This is a genomic window from Methanosarcina sp. UBA289 (assembly GCA_002496565.1).
Classification (GTDB): domain Archaea; phylum Halobacteriota; class Methanosarcinia; order Methanosarcinales; family Methanosarcinaceae; genus Methanosarcina.
Genome location: DAKJ01000018.1, coordinates 417,225 through 433,716, shown reverse-complemented (window position 1 = coordinate 433,716; position 16,492 = coordinate 417,225). Strand labels below are relative to the sequence as shown.

At 41.2% G+C, this 16,492-nt stretch carries 18 protein-coding genes; 5 read left to right on the top strand and 13 right to left on the bottom strand.

What is annotated here, in order from left to right:
• The first annotated feature begins 156 nt into the window (after positions 1–156).
• On the top strand, positions 157–594 hold the full coding sequence (locus BP549_RS09810) for an NUDIX domain-containing protein (protein WP_292380238.1): 438 nt from the start codon (positions 157–159) through the stop codon (positions 592–594).
• Between the two features lie 36 nt (positions 595–630).
• Here BP549_RS09810 and BP549_RS09805 read toward each other — a convergent pair whose 3' ends face one another.
• The 11 genes from BP549_RS09805 to BP549_RS09755 form a co-directional block, all read right to left on the bottom strand.
• A complete protein-coding gene (locus BP549_RS09805; RefSeq protein ID WP_292372181.1) occupies positions 631–1,284 on the bottom strand; it encodes a matrixin family metalloprotease in 654 nt (217 codons plus the stop codon).
• A 293-nt stretch (positions 1,285–1,577) separates the two neighbouring features.
• Positions 1,578–2,042 carry a carboxymuconolactone decarboxylase family protein gene (locus BP549_RS09800; protein WP_292372179.1) on the bottom strand — a complete coding sequence of 155 codons (465 nt, stop codon included), beginning with the start codon at positions 2,040–2,042 and terminating at the stop codon, positions 1,578–1,580.
• A 142-nt stretch (positions 2,043–2,184) separates the two neighbouring features.
• Positions 2,185–3,117 carry a methanogenesis marker 7 protein gene (locus tag BP549_RS09795; RefSeq protein ID WP_292372177.1) on the bottom strand — a complete coding sequence of 311 codons (933 nt, stop codon included), beginning with the start codon at positions 3,115–3,117 and terminating at the stop codon, positions 2,185–2,187.
• Position 3,118: 1 nt separating this feature from the next.
• On the bottom strand, positions 3,119–3,718 hold the full coding sequence (locus BP549_RS09790) for a methanogenesis marker 17 protein (protein WP_292380236.1): 600 nt from the start codon (positions 3,716–3,718) through the stop codon (positions 3,119–3,121).
• 7 nt (positions 3,719–3,725) lie between these two features.
• Positions 3,726–4,973 carry a methanogenesis marker 15 protein gene (locus BP549_RS09785; protein WP_292380234.1) on the bottom strand — a complete coding sequence of 416 codons (1,248 nt, stop codon included), beginning with the start codon at positions 4,971–4,973 and terminating at the stop codon, positions 3,726–3,728.
• Positions 4,970–5,479: a methanogenesis marker 5 protein gene (locus BP549_RS09780; RefSeq protein WP_292380232.1), complete on the bottom strand. Its 510-nt coding sequence runs from the start codon at positions 5,477–5,479 to the stop codon at positions 4,970–4,972. Before BP549_RS09780 ends, BP549_RS09785 begins: the two co-directional genes overlap by 4 nt.
• Positions 5,476–5,919, bottom strand: coding sequence for a methanogenesis marker 6 protein (locus BP549_RS09775; RefSeq protein ID WP_292380229.1), 444 nt, complete (start codon positions 5,917–5,919; stop codon positions 5,476–5,478). Before BP549_RS09775 ends, BP549_RS09780 begins: the two co-directional genes overlap by 4 nt.
• A gap of 304 nt (positions 5,920–6,223) precedes the next feature.
• On the bottom strand, positions 6,224–7,780 hold the full coding sequence (gene mmp3 / locus BP549_RS09770; RefSeq protein WP_292380226.1) for a methyl-coenzyme M reductase-associated protein Mmp3: 1,557 nt from the start codon (positions 7,778–7,780) through the stop codon (positions 6,224–6,226).
• Between the two features lie 41 nt (positions 7,781–7,821).
• Positions 7,822–9,435, bottom strand: a complete 1,614-nt coding sequence (gene atwA / locus BP549_RS09765) for a methyl coenzyme M reductase system, component A2 (protein WP_292380224.1) — start codon at positions 9,433–9,435, stop codon at positions 7,822–7,824.
• A 378-nt stretch (positions 9,436–9,813) separates the two neighbouring features.
• The gene (locus BP549_RS09760) at positions 9,814–10,614 is read right to left on the bottom strand and encodes an HAD family hydrolase (protein ID WP_292372164.1); all 801 of its coding nucleotides are present in this window, start codon (positions 10,612–10,614) and stop codon (positions 9,814–9,816) included.
• Positions 10,615–10,711: 97 nt separating this feature from the next.
• Entirely contained in the window at positions 10,712–11,599 is an 888-nt protein-coding gene (locus BP549_RS09755) for a presenilin family intramembrane aspartyl protease PSH (RefSeq protein WP_292380222.1), read from the bottom strand.
• Positions 11,600–12,025: 426 nt separating this feature from the next.
• Between BP549_RS09755 and BP549_RS09750 the strand changes: the two genes are divergently transcribed.
• The 4 genes from BP549_RS09750 (at position 12,026) to BP549_RS09735 (ending at position 15,014) form a co-directional block, all read left to right on the top strand.
• A complete protein-coding gene (locus BP549_RS09750) occupies positions 12,026–12,349 on the top strand; it encodes a hypothetical protein (protein WP_292372160.1) in 324 nt (107 codons plus the stop codon).
• Between the two features lie 491 nt (positions 12,350–12,840).
• Positions 12,841–13,143, top strand: a complete 303-nt coding sequence (locus BP549_RS09745) for a hypothetical protein (RefSeq protein WP_292372158.1) — start codon at positions 12,841–12,843, stop codon at positions 13,141–13,143.
• Between the two features lie 520 nt (positions 13,144–13,663).
• The gene (fen, locus tag BP549_RS09740) at positions 13,664–14,680 is read left to right on the top strand and encodes a flap endonuclease-1 (RefSeq protein ID WP_292380219.1); all 1,017 of its coding nucleotides are present in this window, start codon (positions 13,664–13,666) and stop codon (positions 14,678–14,680) included.
• Positions 14,664–15,014, top strand: coding sequence for a cation transporter (locus tag BP549_RS09735; RefSeq protein WP_292380216.1), 351 nt, complete (start codon positions 14,664–14,666; stop codon positions 15,012–15,014). Before fen ends, BP549_RS09735 begins: the two co-directional genes overlap by 17 nt.
• Before the next feature lie 101 nt (positions 15,015–15,115).
• On the opposite strand, the gene BP549_RS09730 is transcribed toward BP549_RS09735, so the two are convergent.
• Positions 15,116–15,394, bottom strand: coding sequence for a hypothetical protein (locus BP549_RS09730; protein ID WP_292380214.1), 279 nt, complete (start codon positions 15,392–15,394; stop codon positions 15,116–15,118).
• 139 nt (positions 15,395–15,533) lie between these two features.
• Positions 15,534–16,490, bottom strand: coding sequence for a beta-ribofuranosylaminobenzene 5'-phosphate synthase (locus tag BP549_RS09725; protein ID WP_292380211.1), 957 nt, complete (start codon positions 16,488–16,490; stop codon positions 15,534–15,536).
• Positions 16,491–16,492 lie beyond the last annotated feature (2 nt).

Here is a 16,492-nt window from a genome sequence, read left to right as displayed (position 1 = left end):
GTTTTACCTTTTTCGGTATTGATTTTTCTATTCGACCTTATTTATTTCAGACCATTTTTCTGCGGTTTCAATTTTTCCTCACTTTAAGAGAAAATTGTATCTTGAAGATATTAAAAGAGCCAGCCTTTAAGACAGAGAAATCTCACATATTATTGTATGAATCTAGAGAAACCTTACATCGTTTCTGTTTATGCCATTCTCCGGAACGAGAAAGGTGAATTCCTGCTTCTCAGGCGGTCGGAAAACTCCCACAGCAATCCAGAAAAATGGGATCTTCCAGGGGGAAAGTTAATTCGCGGAGAACCCCTTGAGGAAGCTGTTGTGCGGGAGGTCTGGGAGGAAACTGGAATTTCAATCGTTCCTGGAGAAATCGCAGGATATGCTACCTTTGAGCTTCCGGAAAAAAAGGTGATTGCCATAGTATATGATGGAGGATATATCATTGCTGATGTAAAGTTAAGCCACGAACATACTGAACATATATGGAGTTCTCTTGAGAATATTCTGGAGATGGATGCCCTTCCTGACCATTTTAAAGAATTCTTTCAAAGATTTGCGATAGAAAATAAAGAACCTCCAGAGCTACCTATTTAATTCGTATTCGATTTGAGGTTATTTAAATATAACTTTTTACTTGAAGTACTTATCCTCAAGTATTTTCCTTTTTTTCTTGCTGCGGTGCCAGCTTACCCCGAGGTACAGGAGAACTGCAAGAGCTGCAAGAGCTGCTATACGCAGTAAGGGACCAAATTTACTCAAGAGGAGGGGGTTTATATTGTCTCTTTGCTCATATTCGGGATACATAATATCCCTCCTATCACTGCTGTGTCCCAGCCCAAGAGCGTGTCCAAACTCATGCTTCACAATAGAGAGCATTGTCGCATCTCCGTACTGGCGCCAGGCTTTACCCTGATAGTTTCCTACCTCAAGCACTATATCTACCCTTACATATCGACCATCCGATATCCTGGGCCTTGCATAACCAGCAACGCCTGAGGGAGCACCTTCAACTTCTTCCAGATTTTCTACCCATTTTACTCTGATATCCGCATCTTTCGAATCCACAATTTTAAAAACAGGCGTGAACTCTAGGTTTCCATTTCCTCCCTCCACCCAGTATTCCATAGCCTTTTCTATCTGTGCATAATAAGTAGGGCTGTAGTGCTCAGGCACATTGCTATCATCTATATATACCGTTATAGGAGAGTGATCCCACGGATGGTCTAAAATCCTTTCTGAATTTGCTTCAGATGCGGCCGAGATATTGGATAAAACAATTACCATCAGCAACAGCACAAAGGACAATTTAATTCCAGATCTACTGTCTCTATTTATATAAACCGGCCTCCATAAAATAGTTGTTTGATCCTGAAGTAACAGTATCATTTCTTACACATATTTTGCAGACTTTGGTATAGAATCTGGTGCAAGAGTACTGTCTACTTGACGGAGAGTATGCTTTCTGTTAATAACTTCCGATTGGAGAATTCTTCTCAAAAATAATCAGATTCCTGACAAACTGAATTTATAAAACCCTCAAAAACGAATTGGCAATTTGCCAAATTTTTTCTGTTTATTTAAGAGCGGCTAGATATATTGCATATCTCACAGTCTGGATCATAGCAGTGTTTTTCTTCTTTGTTTCCGTTGTCCGGAAATTCGGATGCAAGAGCTCTTGTACTTTCGGCAAGCACTGCGGCATTGGAAATTGATGCGCCTATCATAATTGCATAAAATATTTTTTCTTTCTTTATCCCTCTTCTTTTTGCGACTCTAATATGCATTTTCAGGCAATGCTCGCAGCGAAGGGCAGAAGCTACACCTATTGCAATAAGTTCAACTGTTTCTGGATCGAGGTTCTTGAATCCCCTCATTATGGAGTTTTCATAAAGTGTTTTTGGGATGAAAATCTCCGGGAGATCTTTCATGAAATTCATTATGTAGGGAACTTCACCATATTGACTCCGGACATCCTCAAGGAGTTCAGGAACAGCTTTCTCAGGATCCTTTTTCAAAATTTCCACAATATCCTCAAGTTCCATACGAAACCACCAGCATAGATTAACGTGGAAAAAAGATTCACACACCGTTTTCTGTATAGGCTTTACATTCTAAAGGATAAGTGAAAAAACACGAACCCAGTAAAATGTAAAGTAGATAACTATTAAAGCAACAGAACCCGGGTCAAATTGCAAAACCAACGTCAGACTTAGATTTGATTTTTATCAATATATAATTTTTCATTTTTGATCTGGAAATATTTGAAAGCTCGGAAAGATTAACTCCTTCATCAAATTCCAGTTTTTCAAGCCTTTCATGAAATTCATCATAAGGCAACTTGACTCTAAGCCCGTTAAGCTGGAGGGTAAGTGGAGCAGGCGAAAGTACAGTTCTAATTTCCGGAACTTGGTTTTCAATCTCTTTCATAACTCTGGCAGGGAGCACTGCAAGAGGATCTTTTGCCTGCTGTTTACGAATATTGTCAGCAATCTTTCCAATCCCTTCATTAAGTTTATCAAGGGCGCTAACCTCCTCGGTTTTCCTTAACCTATGAGAAGTCCTTCCTATGTTTCCAACGTAAAGGTCTGCTCCGGGGACGTCTTCGGTCTTCAGGTCCGGTCCGCCTGTAACCACAATCGGGATTTCTATGCCCTCAAAGAGCTTTGGCTTCTTGTTTATTATGCAGTCACTGAACGACCCGAAAGTGAAAACTGCAATATCGTGTTCGTTGATAAGTTTCCTTTCGTAATCCATGGATAGAGAGACTCTGCGCCCCATTCCTCTTGCAAGTCCTATCATGTTCGTATTGGCCCCGGGATGGCGAAGATACTCTGCTACGTCGCAGGCTGAATGTGGAAGGTGATGAGAAGCAAGGGTCGGTGAAACAACTGCAATCTCAACTCCAGTCAGGGGAGCTTCTATCATCATCCCGAGCAGTTCATCAGACTGTTTTTTCACTACTGGGACATCTTTTTCCGGAATAAGCATTATAAGGTTGACTTCAGTCCCTGTAATTACTTTCTGGATTATGTAGCCTCCCAGGTCTTCCAGCAGCTCAATTAAAAGTCCATGCTTGTGGACGCCACCTGTATAAAGATAGGGTTGAAGTACAGCCATCTTACTTTTTCCCTCCTTTCGTCAGTTCTTCAAGCATCGCTCCTGCCTCTTTAATCCATTCTTGTTTTAGTGCTTCCTCAGACGCCACAAAAATAAACTGGTTACCTTTATATAGATGATACCGAACCCTGAAACCCTCTGGAGTGACACGGATTGCGAAATCAACAAGGTTTTCATGAAGCCTGTGCCTGGGATCTGCAACCATCATATCTTTAAGAAAAGCGGCTTCTTCCTCTGGTTTATCCGTACTTATGGCTACAGTCCAGCGGTCCGGCTGACTGATGTTTGCTTTCCCGTAGCGTTCCCAGAGTTTTCCCAGTAATTCTGGAATATACTGCTCTTTTTTGATCGAAATTATTATCTCACGGGCAACCGGTTTTGCTTCAATATCTGCGACATCAGCTGTTGTAACTCTGGTACCCACATCCCTCAGGAGAATTGCCATCTGAAAGAGAGAATCTTCAGGTCTCAACACTACCTTTATTCTCCCTATTGCCGGGGCAAGCTTGAGATTTACAAGATTGTCCTCGATAATCTTTCTGTAAAATTCTTGCTCCGAAGCAATTGCGGACTCGACATCAAAGATCTCAAGCGAATCCATCCTTCCCTCACTCCTCCACAAAGCCCGAAGCAAGCAAAGCTGCTCCTACTGCTCCTATCATATGTGAGTTCTCGGGCACAAGGACATTGATCTTGAGAAGCTCTCCGAGGGCTTTTGGAACTCCTGCAATTAGTGATGACCCACCTACAAGAATCAACGGCTCTTTAACATCCACTTCCTGCAACTGCTGCTCATATATCTGTTCTACCACACTATAACAAGCGGCTGCAGCCACATCTTCAGGGGTAGCTCCTTTTGCAAGGGAATTTACAAGGGATTGAGTTCCAAAGACTATACAGTAGCTGTTCATGGATACATTTTCGTGCATGCCTTTGACTGCTAGGGCTCCTAATTCAGTAATATCTACACCAAGTCGCTTTGAGATCATCTCAAAGAAACGTCCTGAAGCACCTGCGCAGATTCCCCCCATTGTAAACATACCGGGAATTCCGTCCTGAACTGAGATTGCCTTGTTGTCCATACCGCCTATATCAATTACTGTTGCATTGCCTTTCTGCTTATTAGCAAGATAGACGGCTCCTTTTGAGTTGACAGTTATTTCTTCTTGGATAAGCTGAGCTTTTAAATGGTTCCCTATAAGGAAACGACCATATCCCGTTGTACCTATAGCTTGAATTTCTTTCCTGGCAACCCCGGCCTCTTCTAGGGCAATAGAGTAAGCTTCTTCAGCACTTTCAAGAACTTTTGTTGTGGGTACCCAGCCCTTACCTATTATCTTATTGTCCCTCATTATCACGGCTTTTGTGGTTGTTGACCCTGAGTCTATTCCCGCAGTCAGTCCGGTCTGAACTTCTCTTGTAAGAAGGTGCCTGCGTCTGACAATTGTAGTAAGAGCCTCCAGGCGAGTGAGCAGCGTACCTGCACTGGTGCTTTCGGTAAATGAATAACTGATTACCGGAATGTTGGAGTGCTCATGAATGTACCTTCTGACCTCATTTCGTACAATAGCTCCTTCAGCACATCGAAAACAGGTAGTGATAAAAACCCCTTCAGCATTAGTTGTGCCTTCAACAACAGCCTTTGCCCTGGCCATCATAAGCCTAAGATCTCCGCTCGCAACCTCAAGCCCGAAATCTTTGCCTATAGTATCTATGGATGCAACATCAATTTCAGGATAAATAAATTTTGCATTTACCTTAGCTGCGGCTTCTTCAAATTCGGGCTGAACTCCGGCATACTCAGAGCCGCAGGATACTAGTGCAATTTTGACAAGTGAAGATTCTTCAGCGCTCATTTCTTGTCCTCCTTTTCTGCCGATTCTTTCTCTTCCACCTTTTCGTCTTCAGGCTTTTCTTTAGGCAATGACTCCAGAAATGCTACGATTTCGTTTACGAAGTCGCGGGCTTCCTCGTCGGATTCCGGGTACTTTACCTCGAGTACAGGGACACCTTTTGAGCGGACAAGATACTTCGTCAGCTCATTTGTGCGGTTACAACCCACACAGCCAAAGTCAGTAGGCGGATTTTCAACTATAATTGCAGCTTCTGTTTGCTCTATAAGAGGACCTATCAGCGACATCCTTCCTCTCACTCCAGCCGGTACTTCAATTGCAGCATATTTAAGACCCAATTTAGGATCTTCAGGAGTAATATTTATAGGAGGAGAATCAAGGCTGAGGCTTGTAACTTTTCCTCGGATCTGGCTCATCATGGTAAGGGGCTTGTGCCCGAAACGTTCAACCAGATCGGCTAAAATAAGACTGTTAATAGGGTAAATGAAAACCTTTGCCAAGAAATTCACCTCGCAAGCTCTTCTTCAATAACTTTCTCCAGGTCCGAAGTTTTAAGCCTGCATTTTGTTTTGCTTTTCTCCATTAAACATTCCTTTTCTTCCAGTTCGTCAAGTGCAGCCCCTATGGCAGGGAGCATCTCTACTTCTTCCCTCAAAAAATGGAACCCAGGCCGTGGACCCCCTCCCCTGCTTGCGCGGCAGCGCCTCTCATCTCCTGGAGGGAATCCCCTGTCTTTTACAAAAATATGATTTTTATCCAGCTGCCGGATTTTTTCGACCAGTGTCTCGACATCATCTTTGGCTCCTGATACGATAAGTCCAAAACAGGTCTCCTTTACCGTAACTGGAAACTCTGATTCGTAGATCTTCATAGCTGCGTCTGAAGGCAGCACTTTATCCGAACTGATTACAATGTACTTTGTAATCTCTTCTTTTTTCGTTTCCGTCATCTTTCGTCTCTCCTTAGCCTCGGGAGACTTCACATTTGATAAATTCATGTAAATCCGCTTAAAGATCTGGATTCATTAAAGCGGCCGCATTATTATGAGCTGACTTATCTATTATCTAAGTTATTTGTTAGTAAGGTTTTAACCTAGCACCACCAAGACGATTTTCAGCTCGAGTAATTTATCATCGGGTGCTACACGGATACTTACTTATTACTGTGCACATGTATATTACTTCTTTTATATATTATCTTTCTTATGCGTGCTTCAGTATTTATTCAATTGTTTTCTGTTTATACTTTTAACTTTACTTGCGTACAGTTTCAGTTACGTATACCGTATCTCCTTCTTTGACTCCTAGGAGCTTTTCAGGATTAACTATCCGGCCGACAATATTAGTTGAAGAAAATCTTTCTCCTGTGGGGCCGAAAAGCTCGTCATCTCCAAGTCTCACTCCTATAATCCCCATTCTCTTTGCCGCCTGATTTGTGATCCCTATTTCTCCTCCGAGTACTTTGTCCGTGGGAGTATTTTCTGGAAGGATTTCCTTATACTTCACGACTTCCTTTTCTGTTTTAAAAAGATAAGTGTCGTCATATATCATATAGACAGGTAGCTTCCCAACGGTTTTTGTCTTAAGTTCAAGGCCATGGCGGAAGAAGTCCACAGATTTCGGGGCTTTTTCAGGGTAAAGTTCAATCTCAATCAGTTTATCTCTGGATACTGCATATGCTGTTACTTTTGCTTCTCCAAGGATCTCCAGGGTTGTTGGCGGATCCTGACTGACGATTACGGCATCCTCTCCAGTGTATCCGTCTTTTATCAGTTCAACCCCTATGGAAGAAAGTACTGGCTCTACATCTTCAAAGCTATGCCCCAGAAGCACTATCTGGGGAGGAAGACACTCAACCGAAAGTTTCTGTCCTTCTTCTGCAAGCTTGATAAGCTCGATACCTTTCGTTACCTGCCCTACAATTGAATGTACAAGGCTTGAAGGCCGCTCCTCTCTTGAAATATATGTTCTGCCCAAACCATACCCAACTGTTCGGACCGAAATTGCACCTTCTCGTCTCGGCTCGAAATTTTCATAAGGGGTAGTTTCTCCCTTTAGGCTATCATCTGAAATAAATGAGCTGGTGGTAACATCTACATTGAGAGTTCCTTCACGGGTCAGGGCATAGAAATTTTCTGCCCCTCTGGGAGCATTCCTGGAAAGCTCGACTTCAAAATAAGTAAATATTTTGTTCCCATCTTCAAGCAGAAGAGAAAGATCAGTTGTACAGGTCTTTTCTGAGATTTGTTCCCATTCTATAATTGGCTCAATACCAAGAATTGTATCTTCTCTGGAAAGCCTGGATATGATTTTTCTTCCTGTCACAACTTCTGCAAAAACTCCGTCTTCAGGAGTCCCATATTCTGCAGTATGTCTTTTAAGTGAAAAAATAAGATGAGTATTATGGGGATCAAACCCTCCTGCTCCAAACATTACCTCAAACGCTTCAAAGCTTCCTGTCTCACGCGAAGGTTTAATTTCAGCTTCAAAGGGCCCGAAAGCCAGAGCTTCAGGACTTGCCCAATGGACAGATTTTCCCTCGTACTCTTTAAAATGCTCAGCCCATAATTTTCCTGAAGGTGATTCAGGATTTTTTATTTCTATCCTGAATTCTCCCCTAGGAGTATTGATAGCGTATTCGGTGACTGTTTCTGTCTTTTCCTTAGCGGCCTCTTTCAGAATTCCAACCGCTGTACCGGCTATATAAGGGGCTCTGGAAACTTTAAGGGCGTCTCCAAGGGTAGAGCCTGCAGATAAGGTATATTTTTCCCCGTTCACCTCTACGCTGATCTCATTACTCGTAATCGGCACCTCATTTCAGTATTCTTCCATACTATGAGGTGGGAGCATATTTATATTTCTTCTGCAGCTTGGATCCTTTCGTCTTCAGTGAGTTGAGATAGTATTTTCTTTGGCTCACCTATATCTACAATCTTCCCGTTACGCATAAGTGCGACACGGTCACAGATTTCATTTACAAAATCGATATCATGAGAAATCACAACAAATGTTTCTCCTATCTCCTCTCTGGCTTTCAGAATAGAGTTCGTCACAGATACTTTGGTAATCGGATCCATAGTTCCTGTTGGTTCGTCCATAATAACTATTCTCGGTTCCTTGATCAAGACCTGTGCAAGTGCAATCCTATGGCGCTCCCCTTCACTCAATTCATCGGTCATTTTCGGTAAAATAGCTTTTGCCTTGTTTTCTTCAAAACCGGCAGCTTTGAGAGTGATTATGGCTTTTCTAACTCCAAGTTCAAAAGGCAGATCAAGGCTAATAGACTCGGTAAGGTTATCTATTACGGAGCTGTGAGTGTAAAGGCCGTATTCCTGGTGCAAGAATCCCATATATTTGGTTGCTCTTCCTTTATTTTCCACTCCTAACTTTGTCATATCAACCCATTCATCTCCCACACGAACTTCAACCTCTCCGGATGTGGGGGGTAAGATTCCCATAAGAATTTTTGAGGTTGTAGTCTTGCCTGCTCCACTCACTCCAACTAGCCCGAAGATTTCTCCTTCTTTTACATCAAAAGAGATACTGTCTACAGCTCTTACCACGCCTCGATCAACTGATATATAACGCTTTTCGAGATTTCTTACCCTGATTATAGGTTCCCCTACTATGACATTCTTTTCCTGCTTCACGATGGAGGCACTCTGCATAAAGGTTGCAGAAACCTCAAGAGGATCCCCTTCCTTGACTACCTCTCCGTTTTCAAGCAGGATAGCTTTATTTGCCAGCTGTTCAATAACTTCAGGCCAGTGCGAAGTCAGGACCATGCTCATATTGTAATTCTTGACTGCTCTGATCATGGCATCATGAACCAGCTTCGCAGTCATGGGATCAAGGGTACCTGTGGGCTCGTCAGCTAACAGGAGCAAAGGACTTCTCACAAGCTGTCTTGCAAGCACAACCCTCTGTTTTTCTCCACCTGAAAGTTCTCTTGCAACATGCATCATGCGGTGACTCAAGTTTACTTCTTCCAGCAGTTCGACCGCTTTTCTCATAGAGTCTTTCCCAGTATATCCGATTTCATTCAGGGAATTTATAACGTTTACAAGAACTCTTTCGTCTCCATAAAGGGCAAAGGTACGCTGAAGCATGATAGCTATACGTTTTGTAAGATCTTTCCTTACGGGGTCATAAAGGGAAAGTTTTACGAAATCAGCTTCGAAAGCTTCCAGCGCTTCTCCACAGACCGGGCACTTCTGGCCTGTTTTACTGGGGCGCTCTATGTATCCGCATTTCGGGCAGCGGGCTAGATGATAAATTACTTCACCTGAAATGTTTTGAAAAGATTCTGTGCCGCGCAGTACATGCATTAGAATCGTTTTCCCAGACCCGCTTTTTCCCAAAATTCCAACGATTTCTCCTTCGTTGATGTTTAAGTTTACGTTTTTTAGGGCCTTATGACCGTCGAAATCTACGGTTAGGTTTTTGACTTCAATAAATACTGGCATGGATTTTCCTCCGCAATTATGGGCTGCAATACTTTCTGGTGGCTCTTACCTGCCTGGGCATATCGCTCAAGAGTGAAAAGCAGTTACCATAAATGAATAATATAAGTACAAACAACAAATTTCATACATTTAACGAATTTCACACATTTGGGCAACAACTACATAAGAGTAAAGATTACATAAACATAACGCATTATTTTTTCACTGTTAACATTTAAAGCAGATTTAAAGTAAAGCCAACCTCATCTGATGAATTTGCTTAATCAGTACTTTCTCGTTCTGTTATACTGATTCGATTTGTTATATTAATTCGTCTTATTATACTGACCCATCGTGTTATATTGATCCGTTTATATAATAATTCTCTTTATTTCTCGGTTACAGCGCTTTTACCACATCCACAACTTTTATAATATTGTCAATTATCACGTCTGCTGCTTCTTTTAGCTCTTGGGGTCTTTTGTCACCCTGTTGTGTTGTCATTATTCCTATGTCTGCGGCCCTGAATGCCAGTATGTCATTGATCCCATCCCCTACCATAACTACTTTTTCATATTTTTGCTTTAGCTCCAGAACTATTTTTTCTTTCATCAGGGTGTTTGAAAAGGCAAAGACTCTTTCCTGGGGAATATCTATAAACTCAGCCAATTGCACGAGAGCGAATAAACTATCTCCAGACGCTATATACGTATCCACTTTCATGGAATGGAGAGTCTGGACAGTTTGTAATGTGGTACTGAATACATGCCCGCCTGTACTCAGTACGTACGGTACGCTTCTAGCCTCAGAGTCAACTATCAGGCCTGCTGCAAGGTAAAAAACATCTGGACAACGTGCTGTAACCGCTTCCAGCACGTCATGTACGTCGCCCATTCTTGGGGAGGTTCCCCTTATAATCTCACATGCGATCTCTGGGGTAAAAATTCCTTTTGAACAGCTTATACCTATTGAAACTCTGTACTCTCTTATAAACTCAAACAGAGGCATATCTTTTCTTGAGCGCAGGAGTATATCACTTTCGGCATTCAGAACTACAAGCCCACATCCATTCTTTTGCGCGACAATAGCAGTGCTCTCTATGTTTTCAAGGATATTACCGGTACTGGCTTCCTTTGCAACCCTGTACATATGTAGAAGGGTTCCGGCACTGTCAAAGACCACTGCAATTCTTTTGGACATATCAAGTGATTAAGCTATTAAATAAAAAAATCTTTGCGAAAATCTGAAAATAAACTAAAAATTTATAAAAATAAAAATATGCGAAGAAATACTAATTTCACAGGATTGAGGCCCCTGAGATCAGAACCCCCGCAAAGAATCCCAGGATCACTCCGGAATTCAGGAAGGGAAGCCCTGCCTGCGGTTTTCCTCTCATTACCAGGATGGAAAGGACTGCATGTCCTATAAGCGTCCCTAGGATAGCCCCAAGGATTGGGTAGAAATTACCTTTCATGAAGACGTTTGCTGAGACTACCAGCAGGGTAGGCATAACCGCATCTCCGAGACCCATGAAAAACGCTTCATGCTTTTCTCCCTGTTTGAAGTCTTCCTTTAAGAATGAATAGTTAAGGTGTTTTGGAATTACAAACAGGATTGGAAGTTTCAGATCCATTATCCCCTCGGCCATAGTTACCATGTGCTTTGTTTTGTATACCGAGATAGCATCGTATATTGCAAGAAGTAGTAAAAGTACTATTACAGGGACAACTGAGAGGGAAATTCCTATCAGGGCACTGACCCCTGCTGCAATACAAACTCCAACAATGTCAACGATGTACCATTCTGGATATTTATAGAGCAACACTGTTACTCCTATTGATAACACAACTGAGGTAATAGCCTCAAACCCTGAAAGAGATGGGATGAGGGTAAATAAGGCGAAGATTACGTAATAGAGAGTGCTTACTATGGCCAGGTAAATAAAGAGGCTGATTACCCATTTCATATTCTTCTTCAGTGCCAGAAGGACAAACAGAGTGAAAACCAGGATCATTACAATATAATATATGGAATTAGACACCTGGGTCGGGTCTTCAAAAGCCTGCATTTCATTAACTTCCATTGGCGTGGACAAAAAAAGTGCAAGAATCTGCACTATAAGGATTAGTCCTCCCATGGAAATAATAGGTAAATAATCTTTAATTGATTGTTCGATGGAACTCAAGTGCTAAACTCCTTAATTCTTAACAGTATGCCTTTTCTATTCCTTTATATACTTGCTGTCTTTTCAGCTCCGATTCTTCTGGATTACTTATATAACTTTACCCGGAGAGAATATTCCCCTTTTGTATTTTTTCAAAGATAAAAATTTTCCTACACATGCTTTTTATATATAATACTGAATTCTTTCTCGTGGGGGCAATAACAAAAAGTAATGAAATGGGCTTATAGATAATAATTTGCGAAAAAAATTATATATTATATTTCTTTAAAAAATAAGCAAAATAGAAAAAAATAAAAATAGGAAATCGTAAAAAATAGAAAAGCAGTAAATACCTTAATGGAATATTCGCTTGACAATTTTGAAACAGGTTATATTACGAAAACTTGTGTATACGGAGTAATTTTACAGGTATGTTAGAGGTATACGATGGAAACTAGAGATACAGTATTTCTTGTTGTGATGGTTCTGTCATCTTTTCTTCTATCCTTTGAATGGCTTAGAAGATTTGCATACAAATCTACAAATCCCCTGATTATTCTCTCGGTTATGGTCCTAGTTGGAACATTAGCTGTTATGCTTATCTCTATTAATAATAGGCTTCAGGAACTCGAAGACAAAATGGAAGCGAAAGATCGTACCCTCAAGGTCAACATGGAGAGTACGGAAACAAAGATTGAAGAACGAATGAATGAGCTCTCAAGCAAAGTTGATAACGCAATATACGAATTTAATCGCAGAAAATATCACTAACTTTTTCTTTATTTTTATATTAAGACTACGTTTTCGCTTTCTTATTTTCATAATATGAATTAAATAATGAATTTTTCTAACAGCTAAATATTGTTTCTTTTTAGAAATACTTGACAGTTTAGCAATATCTCTTTTATAATTCAGAAATTTTCTATATAATCTGTTAATTAATATGAAATAGCAGTTATAATATTTTTTACCAGATCTTCTGGTCTTATTCGGCTTTAAATATAAATTTATTGGTATTTATCTATATCTTTACCTCAATATATACTATTTTTTCTAATTTTATTCGTGTTTCTTCAGACAATTTCGATTGCAGGTTCTTCAATCTAGTAAAGTATATATATTGGTTCTGCTGTATTAAGGAGGATGTCTGAAGCTTAACCATTATAAAATAATAAATCAGATATTCTGTATCGCAAGTTATTATTACTCAGACGTTAGTATTATTTGATTACTTGTGTAAGTAGGTAAAGAAGGAAAGCTATATGCACCTTAGTCTGGAACCTATTGGCATTATTACAAAGGTTGCAAATAAGTCGGAAATTTTGATTTATTCTGATTTTGAACAGGTCATACGAAATATCATGTCCAAAATAGGAGATGGAGCTGAGAAAGGACAGAAGCTCCTGGTCGTCCATAAAAATAACAACCAGAAGCAGATGGATGGTCATCAGGTTCAGGTCACAAAAGCGACTTTACTGGAAAGAAATGGTAATTTGCTGACAATATCCAAAATAGAAGCAAATGAAGATTCAGTAATTGATGTCCGACTTGATCTTACCGCTTGATTTTCTGAGGTGTCTGTAGAGACTATAAAGTCTATCGGATTCTCGTTTCTTTTTTCTTCTCTTACTGGATAGCTTTGATTGGCTTTCAGAAAGGGCTAATGAAGTTGATCTTAAAAAATCAGACTAAAAATCTACAACTTGGATTGGAATTCCATAAATTGGAATGAAATCATATTATATTTTTTACTTTACTTTTTTCTTCCTGAGTAACTTTATGTTTCAACAGTGTACATTCATCCATAGGTATCTCAGGATAACTCTGAATACGCGGTAAATATAAGACTTCAGTACCTATATAGCATATTGAGCAGTAAATAAATGTTAATATAAAGTATCTTTGATATTGACTCGCTGAAGCATTTTTGATATTGAGCTGCAGTAGAGCATTTTGATATCAATTTTCCACGTAACTGTTGAAGAATTTAATCTACAAAAGACTAAAAAGGAAAATAATAAAAGAGAAGGAAGGCAATGAACGCGCTGAGGCTTTCTGGAAAATTTCAGATACTCGAGGGAAAATATGGGTACAGATATAGGAGACTTGCTCCAGAAAAGAAAAGTTGAACTTTCGGATCTTACAAATCAGGTAGTTGCAATTGATGCGTTTAACACGCTGCACCAGTTTTTGAGCATTATTCGCCAGCGGGATGGAAGTCCTCTGGTCGATTCCGCAGGGGGAGTGACCTCCCATCTCTCAGGCCTGCTCTATAGGACAGCGAGCCTTGTAGAAGCCGGTGTCAAGCCTCTTTTTGTTTTTGACGGCAAGCCTCCTGATCTCAAGTCCGAAACCTTGGAACGAAGGAAAGAAATAAGGGAATCCTCTCGAGAAAAATGGGAGAATGCAAAAGCTGTAGGTGATCTTGAATCAGCTTATAAGTATGCTCAGGCTTCTTCGAAGGTAAACCAGGAAATTGTTGAAGATTCTAAATATCTTCTCGGCATTATGGGAATTCCCTTTGTTCAGGCCCCCTGTGAAGGTGAAGCCCAGGCTGCACACATGGTTCTCAAAAAAGATGCTAACTGCGTTGCTTCGCAGGATTACGATTCTTTTCTTTTTGGGGCTCCAATTGTTGTCAGAAACCTGGCTATAACAGGAAAACGCAAGCTTCCGGGAAAGAGTATTTACGTTGATGTCGAACCCGAAAAAATCGAGCTAGATGAGACTCTCGAAGCTTTAGAAATAACTAGGGAGCAGCTCATAGATATCGCGATCTGTGTGGGCACGGATTATAACAAAGGTCTGGAAAAAGTAGGCCCTAAAACAGCCCTCAAACTAATTAAAAAGCATGGGGATATTTACGCCGTACTCCGTGAAAAAAAGGTCGAGATCGAAGCTGTGGACCGGATAAGAGATATTTTCCTCCATCCTGAAGTAACGGGCGACTATGATATAAAATGGGGTAAACCTGACTCTGAGAAACTTCTCGAATTCCTCTGCGAAAGTCACGACTTCTCGGTTGACAGGGTGGGAAAAGCAGCAGAACGCCTTAAAGCCGCTTCAGGAGCCAGACAGAAGACTCTTGACCAATGGTTTTAAGAATTTAGGTTCAAAATTCTTCTTTCTCAAATTTTTCCTTTATTACGTCCATAATTTCGGAGACGCCGCAACCGCAGTTCCTCTGGGTTTCGCTTTTTTTCTTTTTCGGAAAAAGCCGAATAAGCGCTTCACTTACGGTTACGGCAGAGCAGAAGATATTGAAGGCTTAATAATCGTATTTTTAATTCTTTTTAGTCCGGCTGTTGCGGCATATGAATCGATTTCCAGGTTTTTCTTCCCACAGCCTTTGGAGTTTCTTGAAGGTGTAATTGCAGCTTCTATTGTCGGGTTTATGGGAAAAGAGCTGGTTGTGCAAAGTTCCGAATTAAAGTAGAAAGGAAATAGGAAGTGCAGCTCTTGTGGCTGATGGTTGTCATGTTCAGGCAGGCGGATTTACAAGTCTTGCTTTTTCGGGTCACTTGGAATCTGGTTGGGTTATCCACATGCGAATCCTCTACTCTGGCTTCCTATTACAAGTGTAATTCTCAGAATAGTATCGAGTGCCAGAAAATCAGTATTTCTCCATATGCTTGACGGCGTAGAGCCAGATATTGCCGACGAAATACGTCTATAGTCAATAAAATAGAAAAGGTAGGATGTAACTGAAGTAAGGGTTCGCTGGCTGGAACACAGGCTATGTGTGGAAGTAAATATTGCAGTAGACCCGTTGCTCTTAGTTGAAGAAGGGCATGCAATTGCTGTGAGGTATGGCATAGAATGATTCACGACTTGAGCTATCTTTCAAACGTAGTCGTATGTGGCCCACTCGGATCAGCCGGAGAATCATTTCACAGGTTGCCCGAGCATGAACACAACAATTTTCCTTTTCGTTCTCACTGAATATGCAAGGCTTTCAAACTCGGGATATCTCTACACCGTGGTTTCTTGCCTTGGTAAGTATGACAGCCCCGCCAACGGAGTCGTCAAGCATTTTCTGGACCTCCGACTGAAGCTCCCTACCTTCGGATTTATTATCTACAAAAGAATATACTACAGGGCCAAAGGAACTTACACCGGCTCCGTAGCTCCGGCTGCGCAAGAAAGAAGCAATATTTTTCACAAACTGGGGCCAGATAAGGCTCTCCCTTTTGTTAAAACCAACAGTCTGGACATGGTTTACTGCGGCTCCGAAACTCACTATATCTTCTTCAATTACAGCAGGCATCATCTGCATGAGCACGACATGGGAAATTTCCCTGACTTCTTCTACAGGGAGGGGGCAGAATTTCTTGAAGGTCTCCACTTCATCCTGGTCATGCATCCCTTTTTCATTGGGGATTGCTACTACCATATCCCATTGAGGAAAATCCTCTCTGAAGAGCACTGGCCCTGGGGGTACCTGGCAGGCAGCTGATGGCATAAAACCACCTTTATCTTTGAATCGGTGTCCTCCATCAACTATAAATCCGCCTTTCTCAAAAGCAGTTACTCCTATACCCGAAGTTCCTCCTCTTTTTACTGCAAGTGCAAGTTCTCTAACGCTTTTTCCAAGCCCATATAGTTCATTGACAGCTGCTGCCGCAGCCAGGGAGGATTGAGTTCCTGATCCGAAACCTACATGAGCTGGGTACACTTCTTGTACGTTGATCCTTATCCCTTTCCCTTCAGGAAGCAGGGACTCCGCAGCTTTTTTCATCCGATCGGCAAAATCCTGCAGACCTTCGATACTGACTCCATCGGCTTCTTCAGCCGTAATTTTTATATTGGGAGAGGAAAGGGTTAGTCCTGCTCCTCCATCGACTCTTCCGATTTCCGCATTCATATCAATAAGAGTCATATGAATTCGGCAAGGAGTGGTTATTTTGATCATTC